This is a genomic window from Pseudoduganella namucuonensis (assembly GCF_900116645.1).
Taxonomy (GTDB): Bacteria; Pseudomonadota; Gammaproteobacteria; order Burkholderiales; family Burkholderiaceae_D; genus Rugamonas; species Rugamonas namucuonensis.
Genome location: NZ_FPBO01000043.1, coordinates 1 through 21004 on the forward strand (window position 1 = coordinate 1; position 21004 = coordinate 21004).

A 21004-nucleotide genomic window follows, 5' to 3' on the forward strand; every position below is an offset into this window, starting at 1 on the left:
CCGCATCGTGGCCGTGGTCGGCGTCAAGGACCTGGTGGTGGTGGAGACCAACGACGCCGTGCTGGTGGCCCACAAGGACCAGGTGCAGCGCGTCAAGCAGATCGTCGAGCACCTGAAGACCAAGGACCGCACCGAGCACCTGCACCACACCAAGGTGTACCGTCCATGGGGCTGCTACGAGGGCATCGACGTCGGCGAGCGCTTCCAGGTCAAGCGCATCACCGTCAACCCGGGCGGCAAGCTGTCGCTGCAGATGCACCACCACCGCGCCGAGCACTGGATCGTGGTCAGCGGCACCGCGCGCGTGACCTGCGGCGAGAAGGTGACCTTGCTGACGGAGAACGAATCGACCTACATCCCCATCGGCATGACCCACCGCCTGGAGAACCCGGGCAAACTGCCGCTGCACCTGATCGAGGTCCAGTCCGGCGGCTACCTGGGCGAGGACGACATCGTCCGTTTCGAGGATGTCTATCAGCGCACTTGACGCGCGCCTGCGCGTTCCCTTGCGCGCGCTGACGTCCGCCTGCCGCTTCGCCGCGCTGCTGGCGGCGGCGCCGGCGCCGGCCCAGGGGCCGCCGGCGGCGGCGCTGGGGCCGGCCCAGCTGGCCGTGATCGTCAACGACGACGACCCCAACAGCGTGGCCGTCGCCGCGCACTACCGCGAGGCGCGCGGCATCCCGTCCGCCAACATGGTCCACGTGCGCATACCGGGCCGGCCGCGCAAGCTCAGCGCCGCCCAGTTCGCCACGCTGAAGGCCGACATCGACCGCCAGCTGGGCCCGGATATCCAGGCCGTCGCCATGTTGTGGACCGCGCCCTACGCGGTCGAATGCAACGCCATCACCGCCGCCTACACGCTGGGCTTCGACGCCTCCCTGTGCGCCAAGACCTGCGGCCCCGGCAAGATCAGTTCCTATTTCAACGCCGCCGGCGCCAAGCCCTACACCGAGCGCGGCATGCGCCTGGCCATGCTGTTGCCCACCGATTCGGTGGAACAGGCCCGCGACCTGATCGCGCGCGGCGTGGCCAGCGGTTTCCGCGCGCCGGCCGCCGGCGCCTATTACCTCGCCACCGGCGAAACCGCCCGCAACAGCCGGGCCCCGTATTTCCCCCGCGCCGGCGCCGTGCCGCAACGCCGCCTGACCATCCACGTGCGCCGCGCCGAGACCCTGGAGGACGCGCGCGACATCATGGTCTACCAGACCGGCAAGGCGTCCGTCGACAAGCTGGAGACGCTGGGCTTCCTGCCCGGCGCGCTGGCCGACCACCTGACCTCCTTTGGCGGCGACCTGTACGGCACCGCGCAGATGAGCAGCCTGCGCTGGCTGGAGGCGGGCGCCACCGCCAGCTACGGCACCGTCAGCGAGCCGTGCAACTACTGGCAGAAATTCCCCCATCCCACCGTCCTGCTGAGCCAGTACCTGCGCGGCGCGACCGCCATCGAGGCCTACTGGAAAAGCGTCGCCTGGCCCGGCCAGGGCCTGTTCATCGGCGAGCCGCTGGCCGCGCCCTACCGCGCCGCGCCCTACCGCGCCGCGCGCTGAGAAAACCGAGGAGGGCCTCTAAAGCGGGGCGGCCTTGTGGCGTGTCAAGCGCGCTTAGTCCGTTCGGATCAATGCCGTGTCATTAATTCGTCATGTCCTTCTATTAATATGCAATGAACAATAAAGAGTTCATTTTGTTAACGCCGGCCACCCCGGCAAGACAAGTCCCAGACCCTCCACATCAGGAACGCACATGAAGAACACCCGCTCCCCAAGCAGCTCCGACCGCGCCGCGGCCTCGCCCGGACGCCTGACCGTCCTGGCCGCCTTGCTGGCCAGCCTGTCCGCGCCGGCGCTGGCCGCCTCCGACATCGTCATCAGCCAGGTCTACGGCGCGGGCGGCAACGGCAGCGGCGCCACCGCCGCCACGCTCAAGCACGACTTCATCGAGCTGTTCAACCGCGGCGCGGCGCCGGTCTCGCTGAACGGCTGGAGCGTGCAGTACGCGTCGTCCGCCGGCACCACCTGGCAGGTGACGCCGCTGACCAACGTCACCCTGCAGCCTGGCCAGTACTACCTGGTGCAGGAGGCCGCCGGCGCCGGCGGCACCGCCACCACCGTCACGGCGGACAAGGTCGGCACCATCCCGATGGCGGCCGGGGCGGCCAAGGTCGCGCTGAGCAACAGCACCACCGCGCTGACCGGCGGCACGCCCACCGGCGGCGCGGTGATGGATTTCGTCGGCTACGGCAACGCCAATTTCTACGAGGGCACGGGCGCCGCGCCCACGCTGGGCAACCTGCTGTCGGCCTACCGCAACAATGACGGCTGCGACGACAGCGACAACAACGCGAACGACTTCGGCGCCGCCGTGCCGGCGCCGCGCAACACCGCGACCGCCCTGCGCGTCTGCGGCCAGACGCAGAACAAGCCCATCGTGCCGACCTGTCCCGCCACGCTGGCGCTGGCGCAGGGCTACGCCGGCGCCGCGGCGCTGAGCGCCACCGACGCCGACGGCGGCGTCAACGCCGCCACCATCCTGGGCGGCGCCGTGGCCGGCATCGCCCTGGTGGACTTCACCGCCGCCACCGAGGCGGGCGGCGTGGCCACCGCCAGCCTGGCCGCCACGTCCAGCCTCGCCGTCGGCGACTATCCGCTGACCATCCAGTTCAGCAACGACCAGCAGCAAACCGCGACCTGCCCGCTGACCGTGAAGGTGTCCGGCCTGGCGGCGGTGACGCGCACCATCCCGCAAATCCAGGGCGCGGGCCCGGCCAGCCCGGACAACGGCACCGTGCAGACCGCCGAGGGCGTGGTCACGCTCAAGGTCGGCAACGGTTTCTTCATGCAGGACGCCGCCGGCGACGGCGACCCGGCCACCTCGGACGGCATCTTCGTCTTCACCTCCAGCGCGCCGGCCAACGTGCAGTTGGGCGACAAGGCCCGCGTGACCGGCACCGTGTTCGAATACACGCCCACCAACGCCACCCGTTCCTACACCGAGTTCAAGGATGTCACCGCCGTCGTGCCCATGAGCGCCGGCCACGCCGTGACGCCGGCCAATGTCGCGCCCGGCGCCGCCCTGGCGCCGCTGGAGGGCATGCTGGTGCGCTTCACCCAGCCGCTGACGGTGAACCAGGCCGAATACCTGGGCGACCGCGGCGAACTGACGCTGGCCAGTGGCCGCCTGGAAATCCCGACCAACCGCCATCCGGCCCGCACGCCCGAGGCCTACGCGCTGGCGGCCGCCAACGCGGCCGGCGTGATCGTGCTGGACGACGGCGTCTTCACCACGCCGGCCGTCGTGCCCTACATCGGCCAGGACGGCACCGTGCGCGTGGGCGACACCGTCACCGACCTGACCGGCGTGATCGACTACGGCGCCATCGGCGGCGGCGGCGCGGCCTTCAAGCTGCAGCCCGTGTCGGCGCCGGTGTTCTCGCGCAGCAATCCGCGCGAGGCCGCGCCCGTGCTGGCGGCCGGCAACGTCAAGGTGGCCAGCGCCAACGTGCTGAACTTCTTCACCACCTTCACCAACGGCAGGAACGTCGAGGGCCAGACGGGGCAGGGCTGCAAGATCGGCGCCACCACCTCGGCCTCCAACTGCCGCGGCGCGGACAACCTGGACGAGTTCGTGAAGCAGCGCGACAAGATCGTCGCCGGCCTGAAGGCGCTGGACGCCGACGTGGTCGGCCTGATGGAGATCCAGAACAACGGCGACTACGCGCTGAGCTACCTGACCAACGCGCTCAACGCGGCCATCGGCGCCAACGTCTACGCCATCGTGCCGGCCCCGGCCGCCACCGGCACCGACGCCATCCGCGTCGCCATGATGTACAAGCCGGCCAGGGTGACCCTGGTGGGCGGCGCGCTGTCGGACGGCGACGGCGTCAACAACCGGCCGCCGATGGCGCAGACCTTCCAGGCCGCCAACGGCGAGAAGTTCTCGCTGATCGTCAACCACCTGAAGTCCAAGGGCAGCTGCCCGTCCGGCACCGGCGCGGACGCCGACCAGGGCGACAGCCAGGGTTGCTGGAACGCCACCCGCATTCAGCAGGCCAACCGCCTGGTCAACAGCTTCGTGCCGCAGGTCGTGGCCGCCGCCGGCGACCCGGACGTGCTGCTGATCGGCGACATGAACTCCTACGGCATGGAAGACCCGATCGCCGCCATCACCGGCGCCGGCTACGTCAACCAGCTGGAGCGCCACATCCGCCCGCAGGGCACGCCGTATTCCTATGTGTTCGGCGGCACCAGCGGCTACCTGGACCACGCGCTGGCCAGCGCCTCGCTGAGCCCGCAGGTGGCGGGCGCGGCCGAATGGCACGTCAACGCCGACGAGCCCACCGTGCTGGACTACAACACCGACGGCAAGAACGACAACGCCAAGAGCCTGTACAACGCCTCGGCCTATCGCAACTCGGACCACGACCCGGTCGTCGTCAGCCTGAACCTGCAGCCCAAGTACGTCGAGCTGACCGCCAGCGTCAAGCTGGCCGCGCAGGGCCTGGCCTTCAACCGCGCCACCCAGAAGTTCACCGGCAATCTGTACGTGACCAACACCAGCGGCGCGGCGCTGAGCGGGCCGTTCCAGCTCAAGCTCGACGGCCTGACTTCCGGCGTGACGCTGGACAACGCCAGCGGCAGCTTCGGCGGCGCGCCCTACATCACCGCGGCCGGCGCGACGCTGGCGCCGGGCGCCACGCTGACCGTGCCGCTGGTCTTCACCAACCCGTCCAAGGGCGCCATCAACTACACCGCCAGGTTCTACCGTGGCGCTTTCTAAGGAAACCAATATGTTCAACTCCGCACTGACCGCCACCACCCGCCGCCTCGTCCGCGGCGCGTTCCTGGCGCTGGCGCTGGCCGCCTCGTCCGGCCTGGCCGCCGCCGCGAACATCGTCCACTTCGACATCGACACCGCCGGCTTCGGCGCCTCGGGCTACATCGACATGCAATTCGGCGCCGGCAGCGGCGGCGCGCTGCCCGCCACCGCCACGGTCTTCAACTTGTCGGGCTTCGACCCGGCGGTGACGCCCGACCTGTTCGGCGACGTCTCGGCCGTGGCCGGCGGCTACCGCTTCGGCAACACGGCCGGATGGAACGACCTGTTCCACGCGGTGACGTTCGGCGGCGTGCTGAGCTTCGACGTCAGCTTCGACGGCGGCTACGACCCGGCCGCCTTCGGCAACTACTCGCGTTTCGGCGTGGGCGCCTACGCCGCCGACGGCATGACCGTGCTGGGCAACGCCGATCCGCTGAGCGGCTTCCTGGCGTCGGTGGACTTCCAGCCCGCCGCCACGCCGGGCGGCTCGCCCGTGGTGGGTGTGGACATCGCCGATCCGGACGCCGTGACGGCCGTGCCGGAACCGGCCGGCTGGCTGCTGTCGGGCACGGGCCTGGCAGCGATGGCGCTACTGGCGCGCCGCCGCCGCGCGACCGCGCCGGCCGCTTGATCCCGGGACAACGTGCGCGCTGATGCGCGCGCGCCACAGCACGCACCGCCTCCCCGGGACGCGGTGCGTCTTTTTTTGCGCGGGCGGCCGCGCCGCCGTGGGCGAAAGTGAAATTTAGACGAAAAAACTATGAATCGCGCAGCTAAATTGTATTAGTGCTGGATGGACGGGGTGATGCATAGTTGTTTCTGCCTCTTCCGAAACCCGGTGCATCCATGCCTGTCCAGATACTTGTCATCGACAGCGACCCGGCTGTGCAACAGCTGCTCGCGCTCAATTGCCGCCAGGCCGGCCACCAGCCCGCCTGCGTCGCCGACGCCGAGAGCGCGCTGCTGATGCTGGACGAGGCCGCGCCCGAGGCGTTGCCGGACGTGCTGCTGCTCGAATGGGACTTGCCCGGCCAGTCCGGCCTGTCGCTGATACGGCGCCTGCGGGCGCGGGCGGGCACGCGCGAGCTGCCCATCATCATGCTCAGCGAGCGCGCCGCCGAGGCCGACAAGGTGCTGGCGCTGGAAAGCGGCGCCGACGACTACATGACCAAGCCGCTGGCCCCGCGCGAGATGCTGGCGCGCCTGCACGCCGTGCTGCGCCGCCGCCAGCCGCAAGCCGCGCCCGGCACGGTGCAGATGGCCGGCCTGCGCCTGGACCCCGGCACCCTGCGCGTGACGGCCGGCGCGCGCCAGCTGTCGCTGGGCCGGGTCGAGTTCCGCCTGCTGAACTTCCTGATGCACCATCCGGAGCGCGTGCACAGTCGCGCCCAACTGCTGGACCAGGTGTGGGGCCGCCACGTCTACCTGGACGAGCGCACGGTGGACGCCCACGTCGGCCGCCTGCGCAGCGCGCTGCAGCCCAGCGGCCACCACGACCACATCGAAACCGTGCGCGGCAGCGGCTACCGCTTCGTCGCCTGGGACGCCGGCCTCAAGGACGGCTGGGCCGCCTCGGCCGCCGCCGTGGCGGCCTGATCCCTCCCGCGCGCCTCATGGAGCAACTCGTCATCCTCAGCAAGCTGGAGCAGGAATACCTGCTGGGCGCCATCGAGGCCGCGCTGCAGGTGCGCGAGCCGCGCCGCTTCTTCCTGTGGACGCAGGGGCAGCTGCAGGCCCTGCTGCCGCACCGCATCCTGGTCTGCCTGCACTTCGGTCCCGCCGGCGAGGTGCTGCACGTCGAATGCGTGCACGGCACGGTGCTGGGGGAGGCGGCGCTGGCGCGCCTGGCCGATCCCGTCGACGGCCTGGCCGTGCGGCTGGCGCGTCACTGCCTGGGCGCGGCGCCCGGCTGCGCGCCCGCCGCGCTGGAGGCCGAACCGGCCGCGCCGCGCCATCCGCTGGCCGCGTTCCAGCCCGAACTGCGCGCGGCCCGGCTGGACAACGTGCTGCTGCACGGCACCGAGCGCCTGCCCGGCGGCGCCTCCTGCTTCGCGCTGTTCGGCATGCCGCACCGGCCCGGCCCGCGCCAGGGCTACTTCCTGGAATTGCTGCTGCCCCATCTGCACCTGGCGTTGATGCGCCTGCGGGCCGACGCGGAGGGCGAAGCGTACGCCGGCGTCGCCGCCGCCGGACAGCCGGCGCGGCCGCGGCGCCAGGTCAGCCAGCGCGAGCTGGAAATCCTGCACTGGGTGCGCGAGGGCAAGAGCAACGACGAGGTCGGCCAGATCCTCGGCATCAGCGGCTACACCGTGAAAAACCATTTGCAGCGCATCTACAAGACGCTGGGTGTCAGCAACCGCGCGCAGGCGGTGGCGCACGGCATCTCGCTGCGCCTGCTGGCCAGCGCCTCGGCCCCGCCCATGCGGCGTCAGTGAGCCGCGTCGCGCCGGCGTGCGCCGCTTGACGGTTGCGCGGGCCCGGACCATGATGGCCGCCATCCCCACCGTTCGCCCGCGCGGGCTCCCGCCATGAAAAAATCCGTTTTCAACGCCGCGTGCCTGATGCTGGCGCTCAGCGGCTGCGCGTCCGCGCAAGCCCCGTCGCCCGCGCCGGCGTCCGCGATCGGGTCCGCCGCCGGGGCCGCGCCCGGGGCTGCCGGCAGGGCTGCCAACGAGGCCGCCGACAAGGCCGCGTCCGCGCCGCTGGAGCGCTTGCGCGCCATGAGCGCGGCAGCCACCTGTTCCTCCGCCGAACAGTGCCGCACGGTGCCGGTCGGCGTCAAGGCCTGCGGCGGGCCGGAGGGCTACCTGCCCGTGTCGGCCAGCCAGGCCGGCGAGGCGTCCGCGCTGGCGCGGCGCCACCGCGAGCAGCGCATCGCCGCCGACGCCGCCAGGGCGGCCGCCGGCGTCGAAGTGCCGCGATCGAACTGCATGATGGTCATGGACCCGGGCGCCACCTGCCAGGCCGGCCTGTGCCGGCTGCAGCCGGGCGGGCAGGGCGGCCGCGCCGACTAGATCGGGCAACCGAAAAAGCGGAACCGGAAAAAAAAGGGGTCAGGTTCGGTATAAAAAAAATACCGGAAAAAAAGGGGTCAGGTTCGGTATTAAAAAAAAACCGAACCTGACCCCTTTTAAGCCCGGGCGCCACCTGCCAGGCCGGCCTGTGCCGGCTGCAGCCGGGCGGGCAGGGCGGCCGCGCCGACTAGAACGAGAAAACGCGGGACGAAAAAAAGCCGCGGCGAACGCCGCGGCTTTCCGCGGGGCCGGCCTTGTGGGCCCGCCCGTCTTCACGCGATCACAAGCCCGTGTCGCGCTTCTTCTCGCGGGCCACGGCCGCCGGTTCCGGGATCAGCACCGAGGTTTCCACATTGAACAGCGTGGTCGCGGACAGGGTGTTGTTCTGATCCAGGAACTGCACGCCGCCCAGGTAGCGCTTGCCCAGGGCCAGGCCGGACCAGCTGGCGCCCACCGTCGCCGAGCTGCCGGCGATGACCTTGCTGGGCAACATCACCTTGAAGTTGCCGCCCACGTCGGCCGTCGTCACGATGGCCGACGACAGCGTGTAGTCGGTCGACACGCCGTTGGCGGCCGCGTAGCCGATGACGCACACGCGGTAGCTGCCGGCCGGCGGGCTGGCCAGCGTGATCGCCTCGGTCGAACCGGCGCGGCCGGAATAGGCCAGGGCCGTGCCCGCGCCGCCGATCAGGACCATGTCCAGGTCGTTGGCCGCGCCGCCCACGGTGTCGCGGTTGAAGGTCTCGAAGCGCGCCGCCACGGTGCCGGCCGGGAAGGTGAAGTCGGTGCCGCGGGCGCCCTGCGCGCCGTCCTTGCACGCCTTGGCCGCCATCGCGGCGTCATCCACCGAGCCCTCGATGGCCTGCGCCACGTTCTGCACCGAGCGGGTCACTTCCTTCAGGCCGCCCTTCAGCGCGCCCAGCTTGCCGGTGAAACCGACGCTCAGGCCCAGCGCCCGGTTGCCGGTGGTGCGGTCGGAACTGACGATGGCCGGCGCCGTGACGGCCTTGCCGGACTGCGCCTGCACCGGGCTGCGCACGCTGTGCACGCCGTCGCTCCACACCAGTTCACCGAACTGCCAGGTGTTGTTGGGGGCGTTGGTGCGGGTCAGCTTGACGGAATAGGACTTGGTTTCGCCCGGGTTCAAGGTCAGCGTGCTCGGCGTCACCTCCATGGTGTAGCCGGTGATCGAAGGCGTCGCCGTGTAGGTCGACGCGGCGCCGCTCACGTTGGTCACGCGGCGCGTCACGGTCTGCGAGACCTGCACATTGGACAGCGTGATCGACGGCAGGTTCAGCTCGTAGCCGGGGATCGCGCCCTCGGCGCACTGGCTGGCCACGCCGCCGCCGCACATGTATTTCTTGTAGTCGGAGGCGCTCAGGTCGTACACCAGGCCGGGGTCCATGGCCTTGTTCGGATTGACGTGGCCGGCGCCCTGCGACCATGGCAGCCTGCCATTCTGGGCGCCGGTCAGGCCGTCGTCCTTGGTCATGGTGCCGGTGGTCATCAGGGCCGACTTGATCGCCGCCGGCGACCAGGTCGGGTGCAACTGGCGCAGCAGCGCGGCCAGGCCGGCCACGTGCGGGCTGGACATCGACGTGCCCTGCATGAAGGTGTAGGCCTGCGACGGCTGCAGCGTGCCGTTCGACACCGCGTCGCGCTCGGACTGGCTCAGCGCCGCCGAGCCGCCCGCCAGGATGGCCACGCCGGGCGCGGTGACGTCCGGCTTCAGCAGGTTGGGGTCGTAGCGGTTCGGGCCGCGCGAGGAGAAGTCCGCCATCATCGGCGCCGGCGCCGAGTTCAGGTCCGCGAAGAAGCGGCTCAGCGACGCGGTGGCGCCGGCGCCGCCCGCGTAGGCCAGGATGGGCGCGCCGGTGCCGGCCGTCACGTGCACGGCCGGCAGCACGTGGAAGTCGGAGTACAGGTCGCTGCCCGCGCCGCTGGCGGCCGCGTTCACCAGCACCATGCCGGCGCCGCCGGCGGCCAGCACGGCGCTGCCCTTGTCGACGCGGCCGGTGGTGCCGCGGGTGCAGACCACGATCTTGCCGGCGGTCTTGCTGGTGTCAAACACCGGGCCGACCGGGATGGTGGTATTCGGCTTGACGTCGTTGTCGCGGTAGCACAGCCTGGCGTAGTTCTTGTACTCGGCGCTGGCGCCCGGCAGCGCGGCGTCCTCGGCGCGGATGAGGCCGGCCGGCGGCAGCGCGTTGTTGCTGACGGACAGGCCGCTGTACTGGCCGCCGTTGCCCAGGGTCAGCGTGGCCTTCAGTTCGCGGCCGTGGGTCGACGCGCCCACCGTGGTCAGCCACGGGCTGACGTGGGCCACCATGTTGGCCGGGCCGGAGTTGCCGGCCGAGGCGGACACGAAGATGCCGGCGTTGGCGGCGTTCAGGAAGGCCTGCTCGACGGAGTCGGTGTAGCTTTCGCCGCCGCTGATCGAGTAGTTCAGCACGTGCACGCCGTCGGCGATGGCGCGCTCGATGGCGGCCACGCTGTCCGAGCCGAAGCAGCTGTTCTTGACGCCGTTCGGCTCCTCGGCGGTGACCGGCACGGTGTAGGACCAGCACACCTTGTACACGGCCACGCGGGCGCGCGGCGCCATGCCGGAGATGAGGCCGGGCATGGGGATGCCGTTGACGGAGGTGGCCACGCCGCCGTTGCCGGCCGCGGTGGACGAGGTGTGGGTGCCGTGGCTGCCTTCGCCGGCCGCGCCGGCGGCCGAGTCGCGCGGCGAGCGGAATTCGGTCCAGTGCGTGTTGCCGGGGTTCTGCGCCTCGAAGGTGGCGTTGAAGAAGCGCGCGCCGATCAGCTTGTTGTTGCAGTGGCTGGCGGTGAAGCCCTCGCCGCTTTCGCAGGCGCCGTTCCAGCCGGCCGGCGCGTTGTAGGCCAGGGTGCCGCCGACATCGAAGGTGGGCTTGCCGTCGCCGTCCACGCGGTCCGCGTAGGACAGGTTTTCCGGCCACACGCCGCTGTCGATGATGCCGACCACCACGTCCTCGCCCTTGGCGGTGCCGTTCAGCTGGCTCCACACGCCGCCCGGCTGGTCCAGGCCCAGGAAGGAGGTGGTGTAGCTCGTTTGCAGGGAGCGCGGCATGTCGGCCTCGATCTGGGCCACGTCCGGGTTGGCCTGCAGCTGGCGCACCTCGTCGTCGGTCAGCATGGCCGAGAAGCCGTTCAGCACCACCTTGTACTCGTGCTGGATGGGCGCGTTGGCCACCACCGCCTGCACGCTGCCGCGTTTCTGGTCCAGGTATTGGGTGTATTGCTGCACGGCCGGGCTCAACATCAGCAAGCGGCTGCCCGGCGAGGGCTGGGTGGCGGGCAGGCCGGCGACGCCGCCGTTGTACGAGGCGATGGGCTGGGCGGCCAGTTGCACGATGTAGGGGCGGCGGGTGTCGTCGGCCTGGGCGGTGTGCGCCATGGACGCGAGCAGGGCCAGGACGGCGATCGATACGGGACGGAGTTTCATGGTTGGATGTTCCTCGAATGGGTTTTCAGGCTTGAGCGGCGCGGCGACGGGTGGCGGCGAGGCCGGCGAGGCCCAGCAGCATCAACGCGGCGGTGGCCGGTTCGGGAACATCGGTGACGTCGACGTTGTCCAGCGCGAACTGGGCTTTCAGGGTGTTCGTGTCGTGGCAGTTCTGGGACGCGTCGCACATGTAGCCGTAGAAGTACACCTCGGTCAGCTCCAGCGCGGAGAAGGCGGCGCCGGTGTTGCGGTGGTTCATCAGGAAGCCGCCGGCGCCCGGGCCGCCGAGCGCGTACTCCAGCAGGTGCACGGTGTTCTGCGCGGTGATGCCGTACACCTGCAGCAGGCCGGCCATGGCCGGGTAGGCGCCGCCGCCGCCGATGAAGCTGGCGTCGAAGCCGGACAGCTTGAAGTGGCTGCTGGTGGCGCTCTTCATGATGGCCGAGCCGTCGTCCAGGCCGGCGAAGTAGCGGCTGGCGTTGTTGACCGGGCAGGCCAGCGGGGTGGTGCAGAAACCGGTGTCGGTGCCGTCGAAGATCGCACCGCTCAGCGCTCCGAGGTCGGCCGCGGAGTCGTTGGAGAAGCTGGTGAAGCTGAAGCCGCGCGACTGCACCGTGTCACCATTGCCGAGGAAGCCGGGGTCGGCGTCCTCGAAGTCGATGATGGTGGCGTGGGCGGTTGGCGCCCACAGGGCGACGCTCGCGAGGGCGGCGGCCACGGTTTTTTTCAGAGTTGAGGGGGTGCGATTCATGTGTCTTCCCTTGAGTGTTGTATAGGCAGGTGGTCCCGCCGATCGTATTTTTTCACAGTCCGGCTTCTGGCCGGGCTGTCGGGCAATATAGCAATCGAGATAACTTTTGTGAGAATTATTTCAACGTTAATAATTTGAAAGTTACATGTATTTAACAAATTAAGTTCGCTTTCTCCTATTGAAAAAGTAACCGGGTTTTACATTGGAGCGACGCATAAAATCCGCGCGACATGTTGCAAAAATTCACGACCACGCGGCATGTGTGACACACGACAATAAAATGTTGTCGATATCTAAGAGCGCGTGGTAGGCTAGAAAGTCACATTGACGTAGCCCGGTAGCGGAATGAAGGAGTGGTTCGGATGCATGCAGCACAGGTTCAAGGCAACAAGGCGCCAGGCCGCGAGGCGGCGCGCCGCGCGACGGGTTTCACGCTGCTCGAATTGCTGGTGGTGATCGTGATCATCGGCTTGCTGGCGGCTTACGTGGGACCCAAGTATTTCGCCCAGCTGGGCAAGTCCGAAGTCACCATCGCCAAGGCGCAGATCGAGGCGTTCGAGAAGTCGCTGGACACCTACCGGCTCGACGTGGGCCGCTATCCGAGCGCCGAGGAGGGCCTGGCCGCGCTGCTGGCCGCGCCGGCGTCGGCCGGTGCCAAGTGGAACGGCCCCTACCTGAAAAAAGGCGTGCCGCCCGATCCGTGGGGCCGCGCCTACCAGTACCGTTCGCCCGGCAGCAAGGGCGAGTTCGAGATCCTCTCGCTGGGCAAGGACGGCCAGCCCGGCGGCAGCGGCGAGGACGCCGACATCTCGTCCCAGTGACGTCCGAATAACCCCCCGACACAGCGCCGGTTCCCCAGCATGCAGTTCGATGTCCGTACCTTGTCGCCGGAGATGGTGATCGGCCAGGTGGTGGTCGACGGCCGCGACGAGGCCGACGCGCGCCGCCAGGTGGAGGCGCGCGGCCTGTTCGTCAGCGCCATCCATCCGGTGCGCGGCGCGCGCCGCGGCAAGGGCAAGACGCTGTCGCTGGTGCTGTTCTCCCAGGAGCTGCTGGCGCTGTTGACGGCCGGCCTGGGCGTGGTCGAGGCGCTCGAGGCGCTGCTGGAGAAGGAGGCCGCGCCGGCCACCCGCACCGTGCTGGGCCGCATGCTGGCCGGCCTGCGCGAGGGCCAGCGCTTCTCCACCGTGCTGGCCGACCAGCCCGACCTGTTCCCGCCGCTGTACGTGGGCATCGTCAAGGCCGCCGAGGGCACCAGCGACCTGCCGCGCTCCCTGTCCCGCTTCATCGACTACCAGCAGCGCATCGACACCGTGCGCGCCAAGATCGTCAGCGCCGCCATCTACCCGTCCATCCTGTTGCTGGTGGGCGGCGGCGTCAGCCTGTTCCTGATCGCCTACGTGGTGCCGCGCTTCGCCGAGGTCTACCAGGGCGCCGGGCGCGACCTGCCGTGGATGTCCAAGCTCATGCTGGGCTGGGGCCAGTTCGCCGCCGAGCACACGGCCGGCCTGCTGGGCGGCCTGGCCGTGGCGCTGGCCGCGCTGGTGCTGGGCATCCGGCGGCTGATGGGCAACGGCGGCCTGGCCCGGCTGATGGCGCGCCTGCCCGGCATCGGCGAGCGGGTGCGCATCTACGAGCTGTCGCGCCTGTACCTGACGCTGGGCATGCTCAGCGAGGGCGGCATCACCATCGTGCACGCGATCGAGACCGTGCAGGGCATGGTCTCGCCGACGGTGCGCGCCGGCCTGCAGGCGGCGCGGCTGGAGATCGAGGCCGGCCTGCCGCTGTCGACCGCCTTCGAGGCCAACGGCCTGACCACGCCGATCTCGCTGCGCATGCTGCGGGTGGGCGAGCGCACCGGCGACATGGGGCCGATGCTGACCCAGTCCGCCGCCTTCTACGACGGCGAAATCACGCGCTGGATAGACCGTTTCACGCGCACCTTCGAGCCGCTGCTGATGGCCTGTATCGGCCTGGTGGTGGGCGCCATCGTGGTGCTGCTGTACATGCCGATATTCGACCTCGCTGGAGACATGTCATGACCCCCCAACAGGCCGCCCCCGAGCAGCCGGCCGCCGCCGCGATCCCGGACATCGACCAGGCCATGCTGGCGCGCGCCCGCGCGCGCTGCGGCCAGACCCGGCGCAGCCTGGTCGAGGAACTGCAGGCGCTGACCGGCATCGAGCCGCGCCTCGCGGTGCAGGCGCTGGCCCGGCCCTTCGGCCTGGCCGTGCTGGAAACCGTGGACATGCTGGAATTCATTCCGGCCTTCGACCTGCTGCCGCTGTCGCAGGCCATGGCGCGCCACTGCGTGCTGCTGCGCGGGCGCGACGGCGTGCTGGTGGGCGTGATCGCCGACCCCTTCGACCTGGACCTGCAGACCTGGCTGGGCACGCAGGCGCGCGCCAGCGCGCGCGCGCCGCTGCAAACCCGCCTGGCGCTGCAGGCCGACATCCAGGCCTACCTGTCCAAGCAGGAGGAATCGGCGCGCGCGGTGGACAACCTGCTGCCCGGCGCAAGCGAGGGCCGGCGCGACGGCAAGACCGCCGCCGTGCTGTCCTTCGCCTCGGTCTCCGAGGCGGCCAGCCCCGCCGTACGCCTGGTGAACTCCACCCTGTACGACGCGCTCAAGGCCGGCGCCTCCGACATCCACCTGGAGAGCACCGCCGGCGGCCTGGCCGTCAAGTACCGGGTCGACGGCGTGCTCGACCACGCCACCGCCGTCAACGGCATCGAGGTGGCCGAGCAGATCATCTCGCGCCTGAAGGTGCTGGCCGAGCTGGACATCGCCGAGCGCCGCGTGCCGCAGGACGGCAGCTTCCGCGTCGAGTCGGGCGGGCGCGAGATCGACCTGCGCGTCTCCATCATGCCCAGCATCCACGGCGAGGACGCGGTGATCCGTATCCTCGACAAGCGCGCCATGATCGAGGCCTACGGCTCGCTGACGCTGGAGGCGCTGGGCTTCGACGCGCCCTCGCTGGCCACGCTGCGCGTGCTGGCGCAGGAGGCCTACGGCATGCTGCTGGTGACCGGGCCCACCGGCTCGGGCAAGACCACCACGCTGTACGCGGCGCTCACCGAGATCCACAACGGCCGCGAGAAGATCATCACCATCGAGGACCCGGTCGAGTACCAGCTGCCCGGCATCCTGCAGATCCCGGTCAACGAGAAGAAGGGCCTGAGCTTCGCCAAGGGCCTGCGCTCCATCCTGCGGCACGACCCGGACAAGATCATGGTGGGCGAGATCCGCGACCGCGAGACCGCCGAAATCGCCGTGCAGTCCGCGCTGACGGGCCACCTGGTGTTGACCACGGTGCACGCCAACAACGTGTTCGACGTGTTCGGCCGCTTCACCCACATGGGCATCGACCCCTACGCCTTCGTGTCGGCGCTGAACGGCATCTGGGCGCAGCGCCTGGTGCGCATCAACTGCCCGCACTGCGCGGCCGAATACACGCCCACCGAGCAGGAACTGGCCAGCGTCAACCTCACGCGCGCCGAGGCCTACGAATACCGCTTCATGGAAGGCAAGGGCTGCGGCGACTGCCGCGGCACCGGCTACAAGGGCCGCCGCTCGATCGCCGAGATCCTCACCTTGAACGACGAGATCCGCGAACTGATCGTCGACAAGCGGCCGATCCGCCAGATCAAGCAGGCCGCCCACGCCAACGGCACGCGCAGCCTGCGCCAGGCCGCGCTGGAACTGGTGAAACGGGGCGGCACCACGCTGTCCGAAATCAAGCGGGTGACTCTGCATGCCTAGATTATTCAAGCGCATTCCCGGGCAATCACTGCGCATCGGCGTGAGCGCGCACGCGGTCAGCCTGCTGCGCGTCAGCCGCTGGGGCGGCGACAAGGTGGCGGTGCTGGCCGAGCGGGCTTATTCGACCGAGGACGCGGCCGCCCACCAGGAGCACCACGCCATCGGCGTCGCGCTGCGCGAACTGCTGGCGGGACAGGACGTCGCCCACTGGCCGGTTTGCGTGGTGCTGGCCGACGAACTGGCGCGCGTCTGGCAGGTGGTCCCGCCGCAACAGGCCGCGCGCCTGGCCGACCTGGAGGCGGCGGCCGCGCTGCGTTTCTTCGGCCTGTACGGCGAGGCGCCGGCCGCGTGGACCATCTCGGCGGACTGGGACACCCGCGCGCCGTTCTTCGCCGCCGCCATCCCGCGCGCGCTGCTGGCGACGCTGGAAAAGGTGGCCGAGGAAAGCCATCTCGCGCTGGTCGAGGTGCGTCCGCATTTCGTCACCGCGTGGAACCGCTGGCGCGACGCCGTCAAGCCGGGCGCCTGGTTCGGCCAGCTGCACGACGGCATGCTGACCCTGGCCATCGTCGACGGCAAGCGCCTGCACTCGGTGCGCGCGCTGGCGGCGCCGGAAGGCGCGGGCCGCGCGGCGGACCACGCCTGGCTGGCGCAAACCTTGCGGCGCGAGGCGCTGCTGGCCGGCTTGCCCATGCCCGAACTGCTGCAGCTGTGCGGCCAGGTGCCGGCCACCCTCACCGCGGCCACGGCCGCCGCCGGCGCGGGCCGGGCCGCTCCCGAGGTGGCGGTGCAGGCGCTGGGCGCGCCGCCGCCCGGCGAGGAAAAATGGTCGCTGGCCAGCGTGCTGGCATGGGGGGGATGCGCGGCATGAGGAAGATGCGTATCGATTTCGCGCCGCGCGGCTGGCGCCGCACGCTGTACCGCGTGCATCCGGCCGCGCTGGCGGGATGCGCCCTGGGCCTGGCGCTGTGCGTGGGCGCCGCGCTGTCGGCCTACGGCATGCTGGAGCAGCGCCGCGCGCACGAGCTGCGCCTGCGCCAGTTGAACCGGCAGCAGGCCAGCCAGCAGGCGCAGGCGCCCGCGGCGGCCAAGGTGGCCATCCCCGAATCGCAGGCGCGGGCGGTGAACGCGGCCGTTTTGCAACTGAACCTGCCGTGGCGCGAATTGCAGGAAGCCGTGGGGGAGGGCACGCCCGCCAACATCGCCTTGCTGGCGCTGGAGCCGGACCCGCGCAAGCAGGTGCTCAAGATCAGCGCCGAGGCCAAGAACGCGGATGACATGATCGCCTACATAGAACAGCTCAAGGAGCAGGAATTCTTCAGCGGGGCCGCGCTGGTGCGGCACGAGATTTACGAGGCCGACGCGAACCGCCCGTTGCGCTTCCAGGTGGAGGCGCAATGGGTGGCGCGATGAAACAGATCCATCTCGCGCCGCTGCTGCTGCGCGCGCGGCTGGCCGCCGTGCGCGTCGGCCCGGCCGCCTGCCTGGCCGCCGTCCTGTGCCTGGTGGGCGCGGCCGGCCTGGCGTGGCTGGCGCCGCAACGGGCCAAGCTGCAGGCGGAGCGGCAGCGGCTGGAGCAGCAGCGCCAACGGCCGGCGGCGCCGGGCACGCTGGTGAGCGCGCCGCCGCCGTCCGCCAACGAGAACATGGCCGGCTTCTACGCCGCGCTGGGCGAGAGGCGCCACGCCGAGCAGCATGTGAAAGTGCTGTTCGGGCTGGCCGCGAAGGCGGGCCTCAGCCTGCGCCAGGGCGAGTACAAGTTCGGCTACGACAAGGCCAGCCGCGTGAGCACCTACCAGATCGTGCTGCCGGTGAAGGGTGGCTACAACGCGATCTGGCAATTCTCGCTGGAGGCGCTGCGCGCCTTGCCGTTCGCGTCGCTGGACGACATCGCCTTCCGCCGCGAGAACATCAACGACGCGCAAGTGGAGGCGCGGGTGCGCCTGACCTTGTACCTGCAAGACGCCGCGGCTGTGTCGTCTTCGTCGGCGGCGGTGCAGCCATGACGCCGCGCCACATGCTGATGGGCGCGGCGCTGGTCGGCGCCGCCGCGCTGGTTCTGTTCGGCGACAAGACGCCGCCGGGCGACGTGGCCGAGGCGGTGGACCGCCGCGCGCCGGCGCCAGCCGCTCCGGCACTTGCTGGCGCCGCGGGGGCGCCCGCCGCCGCGACCGGTGGCGCCACCGCCGCCGGCCCGTCCGCCGCCGCCCAGCCCGCGGCCGCCGCGCCCGCCGAACCGGCCCCCGCGCCGGCCCCGGTCCGCGCGGGCAAGGGCGCCGCCGCCGCCGATGTCGCCATCCTGCGCCTGATCCCGCGCGCCACGCTGGTGGGCGAGTCCGGCGAGGGCGCGTTCGCCGCGAACGAGGGCGTGTTCCGCAACCACAACTGGACGCCGCCCCCGCCGCCGCCCCCTCCGGCCCCGCCGCCGCCACCACCGCCGCCGCCGCAGGCGCCGCCGCTGCCGTTCACCTATCTCGGCAAGGCCGCCACGTCCGAGGGCTGGGAAGTGTTCCTGGCCCGCGGCGCCGACCGTACCTACGTGGTGCGCAACCAGATGGTGATCGAGGGCGTGTACCGCGTCGACGCCATCTCGCCGCCCACGCTGAAAATCACCTACCTGCCGCTGAGCCAGGTCCAGCAGCTAAATATTGGAGCTTCCGACTGATGTCCCGCACACCACACCGCATGTTGAAACTGGCCCGCTCGCTGGCTGTGCCGCTGGTGGCGCTGACCCTGTCCGGCTGCGCCGCCCAGCTGGCCTACCGCGAAGGCAATTCCCTGGTCGAGCAGGACAAGGTCGAGGCCGGCCTGCTCAAGTTCCAGGAAGCCATCGCCAACGATCCCGCCAACGCGCAGTACCGCGCGGCCTACCTGCGCGCGCGCGACCGCGCCACGGTGCGCTACCTGGCGCAGGCCGAACGCGACCTGGCCGAGGGCGGCCGCGACGCCGCGCTGCAGGGCTACCTGCGTGTGCTGGCGCTGGACCCGCTCAACGAGCGCGGCCGCGCCGGCCTGCGTTTGGTGGAGAGCGCCGAGCGCCTCGACAAGATGGTGGCCGCCGCCCAGGAGCTGGCGGCGAAGAAGGACTACGACGGCGCCAAGGCCAAGCTGGGCGCCGTGCTGGCCGAGCGGCCCGGCCACGAGCAGGCCCGCCTGGCGCTGCGCGACGTCACGGACAAGTCGGCGCAGCCGTCGGCCGAGTCGGGCCTGTCCAAGGCCTTCAAGCAGCCCATCACCATCGAGTTCCGCGACGCGCCGCTGAAGCAGGTGTTCGAGGTGATCGCGCGCCGCTCCGGCCTGAACTTCGTGTTCGACAAGGACGTCAAGACCGACACCAAGGCCTCGATCTACCTGAAGAACAGCACGGTGGAATCGGCCGTCTATTATCTGCTGATGACCAACCAGCTGGAGCAGCAGGTCCTGGACGGCAACACCATCCTGATCTACCCCAACGTGGCGGCCAAGCTGAAGGAATACCAGGAGATGGTGGTCAAGACCTTCTTCCTGGCCAACGCCGAGGCCAAGGCCGTGGCCAACACGCTCAAGACCATCCTCAAGTCGCGCGACGTGGTGGTCGACGAGAAGCTCAACCTGCTGATCGTGCGTGACAACCCGGAGGCGATCCGCCTGGCCGAGCGCCTGGTGAACCTGCAGGACGTGGCCGAGCCGGAAGTGATGCTGGACGTGGAGATCCTGGAGGTCAAGCGCACCCGCCTGATGGAGCTGGGCGTGGCCTGGCCGTCGCAGCTGACGCTCAGCCCGCTGATCTCCTCCGGCGGCAACGTCCTGACGATCAACGACCTGAACCACCTGAACCAGCGCACCATCGGCCTGTCCAGCCTGTCCGCCACCATCAACGCCAACAAGACCGACGGCGACACCAACCTTTTGGCCAACCCGCGCATCCGCGTGCGCAACAAGGAAAAGGCCAAGGTGCTGATCGGCGACAAGGTGCCCGTCATCACCACCACCATCTCGCCCGGCACTGGCGGTTTCGCCAGCGAATCGGTCAGCTACGTGGACGTGGGCCTGACCCTGAACGCCGAGCCCACCATTTACCTGAACAACGAGGTGGCGATCCGCATCTCGCTGGAGGTGAGCAACCTGGTCAGCCAGATCGAGACCAAGTCCGGCACCAAGGCCTACCAGATCGGCACGCGCCAGGCCTCCACCATGCTGCAGCTGAAGGACGGCGAGAACCAGGTGCTGGCCGGCCTGATCAACAACGAAGACCGCAGCACCGGCAGCAAAGTGCCGCTGGTGGGCGACCTGCCCATCCTGGGCCGCCTGTTCGGCAGCACCGTGGACGACAAGCAGAAGACCGAGATCGTGCTGTCGATCACGCCGCACCTGGTGCGCAACGTGCAGCGCCCCGAGGCGGCCAACGCAGAATTCTCGGCCGGCACCGAGGGCAATTTCCGCCGCCGGCCCGATCCCGCCGTGCGCGCCCCGGTGGCGTTGCCGGCCGCGCCCGGCGCGCCAGTGCGGCCGCTGTCGCCGAACGCGGACGGCGGCCAGGCCCCTGGCGCCGCCGCGCCGGGCACGGCGCCCGCCGCCATCCCCGGCGCCGTGCCGGTGTCGGTGCCGGCGCCGGTCACCGGCGTGCCGGTGGCGCCGCCCGCGCCGGAGGGCGTGCCGCTGTCGACCATGCAGCCCGGGCCGGCGTCCACCCCGGCGCAGCCCGAAGCCCAAGAACAACCCCCGCAGCCGCCGGCGAAATGAGGCAGCGCGGTTTCACGCTGATCGAGCTGCTGGTCACGCTGGCCATCCTGGGCATGCTCAGCACGCTCGTGATCCCGGTCGGCCAGGTGACGGTGCAGCGCCGCAACGAACAGGAGCTGCGCGTCGCGCTGCGTGAAATCCGCCAGGCCATCGACGCCTACAAGCTGGCCTACGACGAGGGCCGCATCGCCAAGTCGCCGGCCAGCACCGGCTATCCGAAGAACCTGGAAACGCTGGTGGAGGGCGTGATCGACCAGCGCAGCCCCAAGCGCGCCAAGATCTATTTCCTGCGCCGCGTGCCGCGCGACCCCTTCAATCCCGATCCCGATCCGGACGCGTCCGAGGCGCAGTCCTGGGGCAAGCGCAGCTACGCCAGCGAGGCCGACGAGCCGCGCGAAGGGGAGGACGTGTACGATGTCTATTCGCAATCCGACAAGACCGGCTTGAACGGCGTGCCGTACCGGAAGTGGTGA

18 protein-coding genes are annotated in these 21004 nt (G+C 70.3%); 16 read left to right on the top strand and 2 right to left on the bottom strand.

Annotation, left to right across the window (positions count from 1 at the left end):
- The 7 genes from BM436_RS30520 to BM436_RS30550 all read left to right on the top strand — a co-directional run.
- Nucleotides 1–487: cupin domain-containing protein (locus BM436_RS30520; protein WP_143133379.1), on the top strand; the 487-nt coding region annotated here is incomplete at its 5' end.
- Complete coding sequence (locus BM436_RS30525; protein ID WP_093559913.1) at nucleotides 468–1547, top strand: TIGR03790 family protein; 1080 nt, start codon at nucleotides 468–470, stop codon at nucleotides 1545–1547. The genes BM436_RS30520 and BM436_RS30525, both read left to right, overlap by 20 nt.
- 193 nt (nucleotides 1548–1740) lie before the next feature.
- A complete protein-coding gene (locus BM436_RS30530; RefSeq protein ID WP_093559915.1) occupies nucleotides 1741–4773 on the top strand; it encodes an ExeM/NucH family extracellular endonuclease in 3033 nt (1010 codons plus the stop codon).
- A gap of 10 nt (nucleotides 4774–4783) precedes the next feature.
- On the top strand, nucleotides 4784–5443 hold the full coding sequence (locus BM436_RS30535; RefSeq protein ID WP_093559917.1) for an NF038129 family PEP-CTERM protein: 660 nt from the start codon (nucleotides 4784–4786) through the stop codon (nucleotides 5441–5443).
- A gap of 215 nt (nucleotides 5444–5658) precedes the next feature.
- Entirely contained in the window at nucleotides 5659–6408 is a 750-nt protein-coding gene (locus tag BM436_RS30540; RefSeq protein WP_093559919.1) for a winged helix-turn-helix domain-containing protein, read from the top strand.
- Nucleotides 6409–6425: 17 nt separating this feature from the next.
- Entirely contained in the window at nucleotides 6426–7247 is an 822-nt protein-coding gene (gene epsA, locus BM436_RS30545; RefSeq protein ID WP_093559921.1) for an XrtB/PEP-CTERM-associated transcriptional regulator EpsA, read from the top strand.
- Between the two features lie 93 nt (nucleotides 7248–7340).
- On the top strand, nucleotides 7341–7826 hold the full coding sequence (locus tag BM436_RS30550; RefSeq protein WP_093559923.1) for a hypothetical protein: 486 nt from the start codon (nucleotides 7341–7343) through the stop codon (nucleotides 7824–7826).
- Nucleotides 7827–8106: 280 nt separating this feature from the next.
- Here BM436_RS30550 and BM436_RS38585 read toward each other — a convergent pair whose 3' ends face one another.
- Nucleotides 8107–11295, bottom strand: a complete 3189-nt coding sequence (locus BM436_RS38585) for a S8 family peptidase (RefSeq protein WP_093559925.1) — start codon at nucleotides 11293–11295, stop codon at nucleotides 8107–8109.
- Between the two features lie 25 nt (nucleotides 11296–11320).
- On the bottom strand, nucleotides 11321–12046 hold the full coding sequence (locus BM436_RS30560) for an NF038120 family PEP-CTERM protein (RefSeq protein ID WP_093559927.1): 726 nt from the start codon (nucleotides 12044–12046) through the stop codon (nucleotides 11321–11323).
- A 362-nt stretch (nucleotides 12047–12408) separates the two neighbouring features.
- On the opposite strand from BM436_RS30560, the gene gspG reads away from it, so the two are divergent.
- Genes gspG through BM436_RS30605 form a run of 9 tightly spaced genes read left to right on the top strand, consistent with a single transcriptional unit; the run spans nucleotide 12409 to nucleotide 21004 of the window.
- Nucleotides 12409–12867: a type II secretion system major pseudopilin GspG gene (gene gspG, locus BM436_RS30565; RefSeq protein ID WP_093559929.1), complete on the top strand. Its 459-nt coding sequence runs from the start codon at nucleotides 12409–12411 to the stop codon at nucleotides 12865–12867.
- A 39-nt stretch (nucleotides 12868–12906) separates the two neighbouring features.
- Nucleotides 12907–14088, top strand: coding sequence for a type II secretion system F family protein (locus BM436_RS30570; protein ID WP_093559931.1), 1182 nt, complete (start codon nucleotides 12907–12909; stop codon nucleotides 14086–14088).
- Nucleotides 14085–15809, top strand: a complete 1725-nt coding sequence (locus BM436_RS30575) for a GspE/PulE family protein (protein WP_177307648.1) — start codon at nucleotides 14085–14087, stop codon at nucleotides 15807–15809. The genes BM436_RS30570 and BM436_RS30575 overlap by 4 nt, the downstream gene beginning before the upstream one ends.
- The gene (locus BM436_RS30580) at nucleotides 15802–16680 is read left to right on the top strand and encodes a hypothetical protein (protein WP_143133380.1); all 879 of its coding nucleotides are present in this window, start codon (nucleotides 15802–15804) and stop codon (nucleotides 16678–16680) included. The genes BM436_RS30575 and BM436_RS30580 overlap by 8 nt, the downstream gene beginning before the upstream one ends.
- Nucleotides 16677–17222 carry a hypothetical protein gene (locus BM436_RS30585; RefSeq protein ID WP_093560015.1) on the top strand — a complete coding sequence of 182 codons (546 nt, stop codon included), beginning with the start codon at nucleotides 16677–16679 and terminating at the stop codon, nucleotides 17220–17222. The genes BM436_RS30580 and BM436_RS30585 overlap by 4 nt, the downstream gene beginning before the upstream one ends.
- Nucleotides 17219–17815: a hypothetical protein gene (locus tag BM436_RS30590; protein WP_093560017.1), complete on the top strand. Its 597-nt coding sequence runs from the start codon at nucleotides 17219–17221 to the stop codon at nucleotides 17813–17815. The genes BM436_RS30585 and BM436_RS30590 overlap by 4 nt, the downstream gene beginning before the upstream one ends.
- On the top strand, nucleotides 17812–18474 hold the full coding sequence (locus tag BM436_RS36545; protein ID WP_143133381.1) for a hypothetical protein: 663 nt from the start codon (nucleotides 17812–17814) through the stop codon (nucleotides 18472–18474). Before BM436_RS30590 ends, BM436_RS36545 begins: the two co-directional genes overlap by 4 nt.
- Nucleotides 18474–20531, top strand: coding sequence for a secretin GspD/PilQ domain-containing protein (locus BM436_RS30600; protein WP_229490884.1), 2058 nt, complete (start codon nucleotides 18474–18476; stop codon nucleotides 20529–20531). Before BM436_RS36545 ends, BM436_RS30600 begins: the two co-directional genes overlap by 1 nt.
- Complete coding sequence (locus tag BM436_RS30605; RefSeq protein ID WP_093559937.1) at nucleotides 20528–21004, top strand: type II secretion system protein; 477 nt, start codon at nucleotides 20528–20530, stop codon at nucleotides 21002–21004. The genes BM436_RS30600 and BM436_RS30605 overlap by 4 nt, the downstream gene beginning before the upstream one ends.

Bases quoted from the DNA above. Each gene is read 5' to 3' on its own strand.
- BM436_RS30585 (WP_093560015.1), top strand. From the start codon at position 16,677: ATGAGGAAGATGCGTATCGATTTCGCGCCGCGCGGCTGGCGCCGCACG.
- gspG (WP_093559929.1), top strand. From the start codon at position 12,409: ATGCATGCAGCACAGGTTCAAGGCAACAAGGCGCCAGGCCGCGAGGCG.
- BM436_RS38585 (WP_093559925.1), bottom strand. From the start codon at position 11,295: ATGAAACTCCGTCCCGTATCGATCGCCGTCCTGGCCCTGCTCGCGTCC.
- BM436_RS30575 (WP_177307648.1), top strand. From the start codon at position 14,085: ATGACCCCCCAACAGGCCGCCCCCGAGCAGCCGGCCGCCGCCGCGATC.
- BM436_RS30530 (WP_093559915.1), top strand. From the start codon at position 1,741: ATGAAGAACACCCGCTCCCCAAGCAGCTCCGACCGCGCCGCGGCCTCG.
- BM436_RS30580 (WP_143133380.1), top strand. From the start codon at position 15,802: ATGCCTAGATTATTCAAGCGCATTCCCGGGCAATCACTGCGCATCGGC.
- BM436_RS30570 (WP_093559931.1), top strand. From the start codon at position 12,907: ATGCAGTTCGATGTCCGTACCTTGTCGCCGGAGATGGTGATCGGCCAG.
- BM436_RS36545 (WP_143133381.1), top strand. From the start codon at position 17,812: ATGACGCCGCGCCACATGCTGATGGGCGCGGCGCTGGTCGGCGCCGCC.
- BM436_RS30540 (WP_093559919.1), top strand. From the start codon at position 5,659: ATGCCTGTCCAGATACTTGTCATCGACAGCGACCCGGCTGTGCAACAG.
- BM436_RS30560 (WP_093559927.1), bottom strand. From the start codon at position 12,046: ATGAATCGCACCCCCTCAACTCTGAAAAAAACCGTGGCCGCCGCCCTC.
- BM436_RS30550 (WP_093559923.1), top strand. From the start codon at position 7,341: ATGAAAAAATCCGTTTTCAACGCCGCGTGCCTGATGCTGGCGCTCAGC.
- BM436_RS30605 (WP_093559937.1), top strand. From the start codon at position 20,528: ATGAGGCAGCGCGGTTTCACGCTGATCGAGCTGCTGGTCACGCTGGCC.
- BM436_RS30535 (WP_093559917.1), top strand. From the start codon at position 4,784: ATGTTCAACTCCGCACTGACCGCCACCACCCGCCGCCTCGTCCGCGGC.
- epsA (WP_093559921.1), top strand. From the start codon at position 6,426: ATGGAGCAACTCGTCATCCTCAGCAAGCTGGAGCAGGAATACCTGCTG.
- BM436_RS30600 (WP_229490884.1), top strand. From the start codon at position 18,474: ATGTCCCGCACACCACACCGCATGTTGAAACTGGCCCGCTCGCTGGCT.
- BM436_RS30525 (WP_093559913.1), top strand. From the start codon at position 468: ATGTCTATCAGCGCACTTGACGCGCGCCTGCGCGTTCCCTTGCGCGCG.
- BM436_RS30590 (WP_093560017.1), top strand. From the start codon at position 17,219: ATGAAACAGATCCATCTCGCGCCGCTGCTGCTGCGCGCGCGGCTGGCC.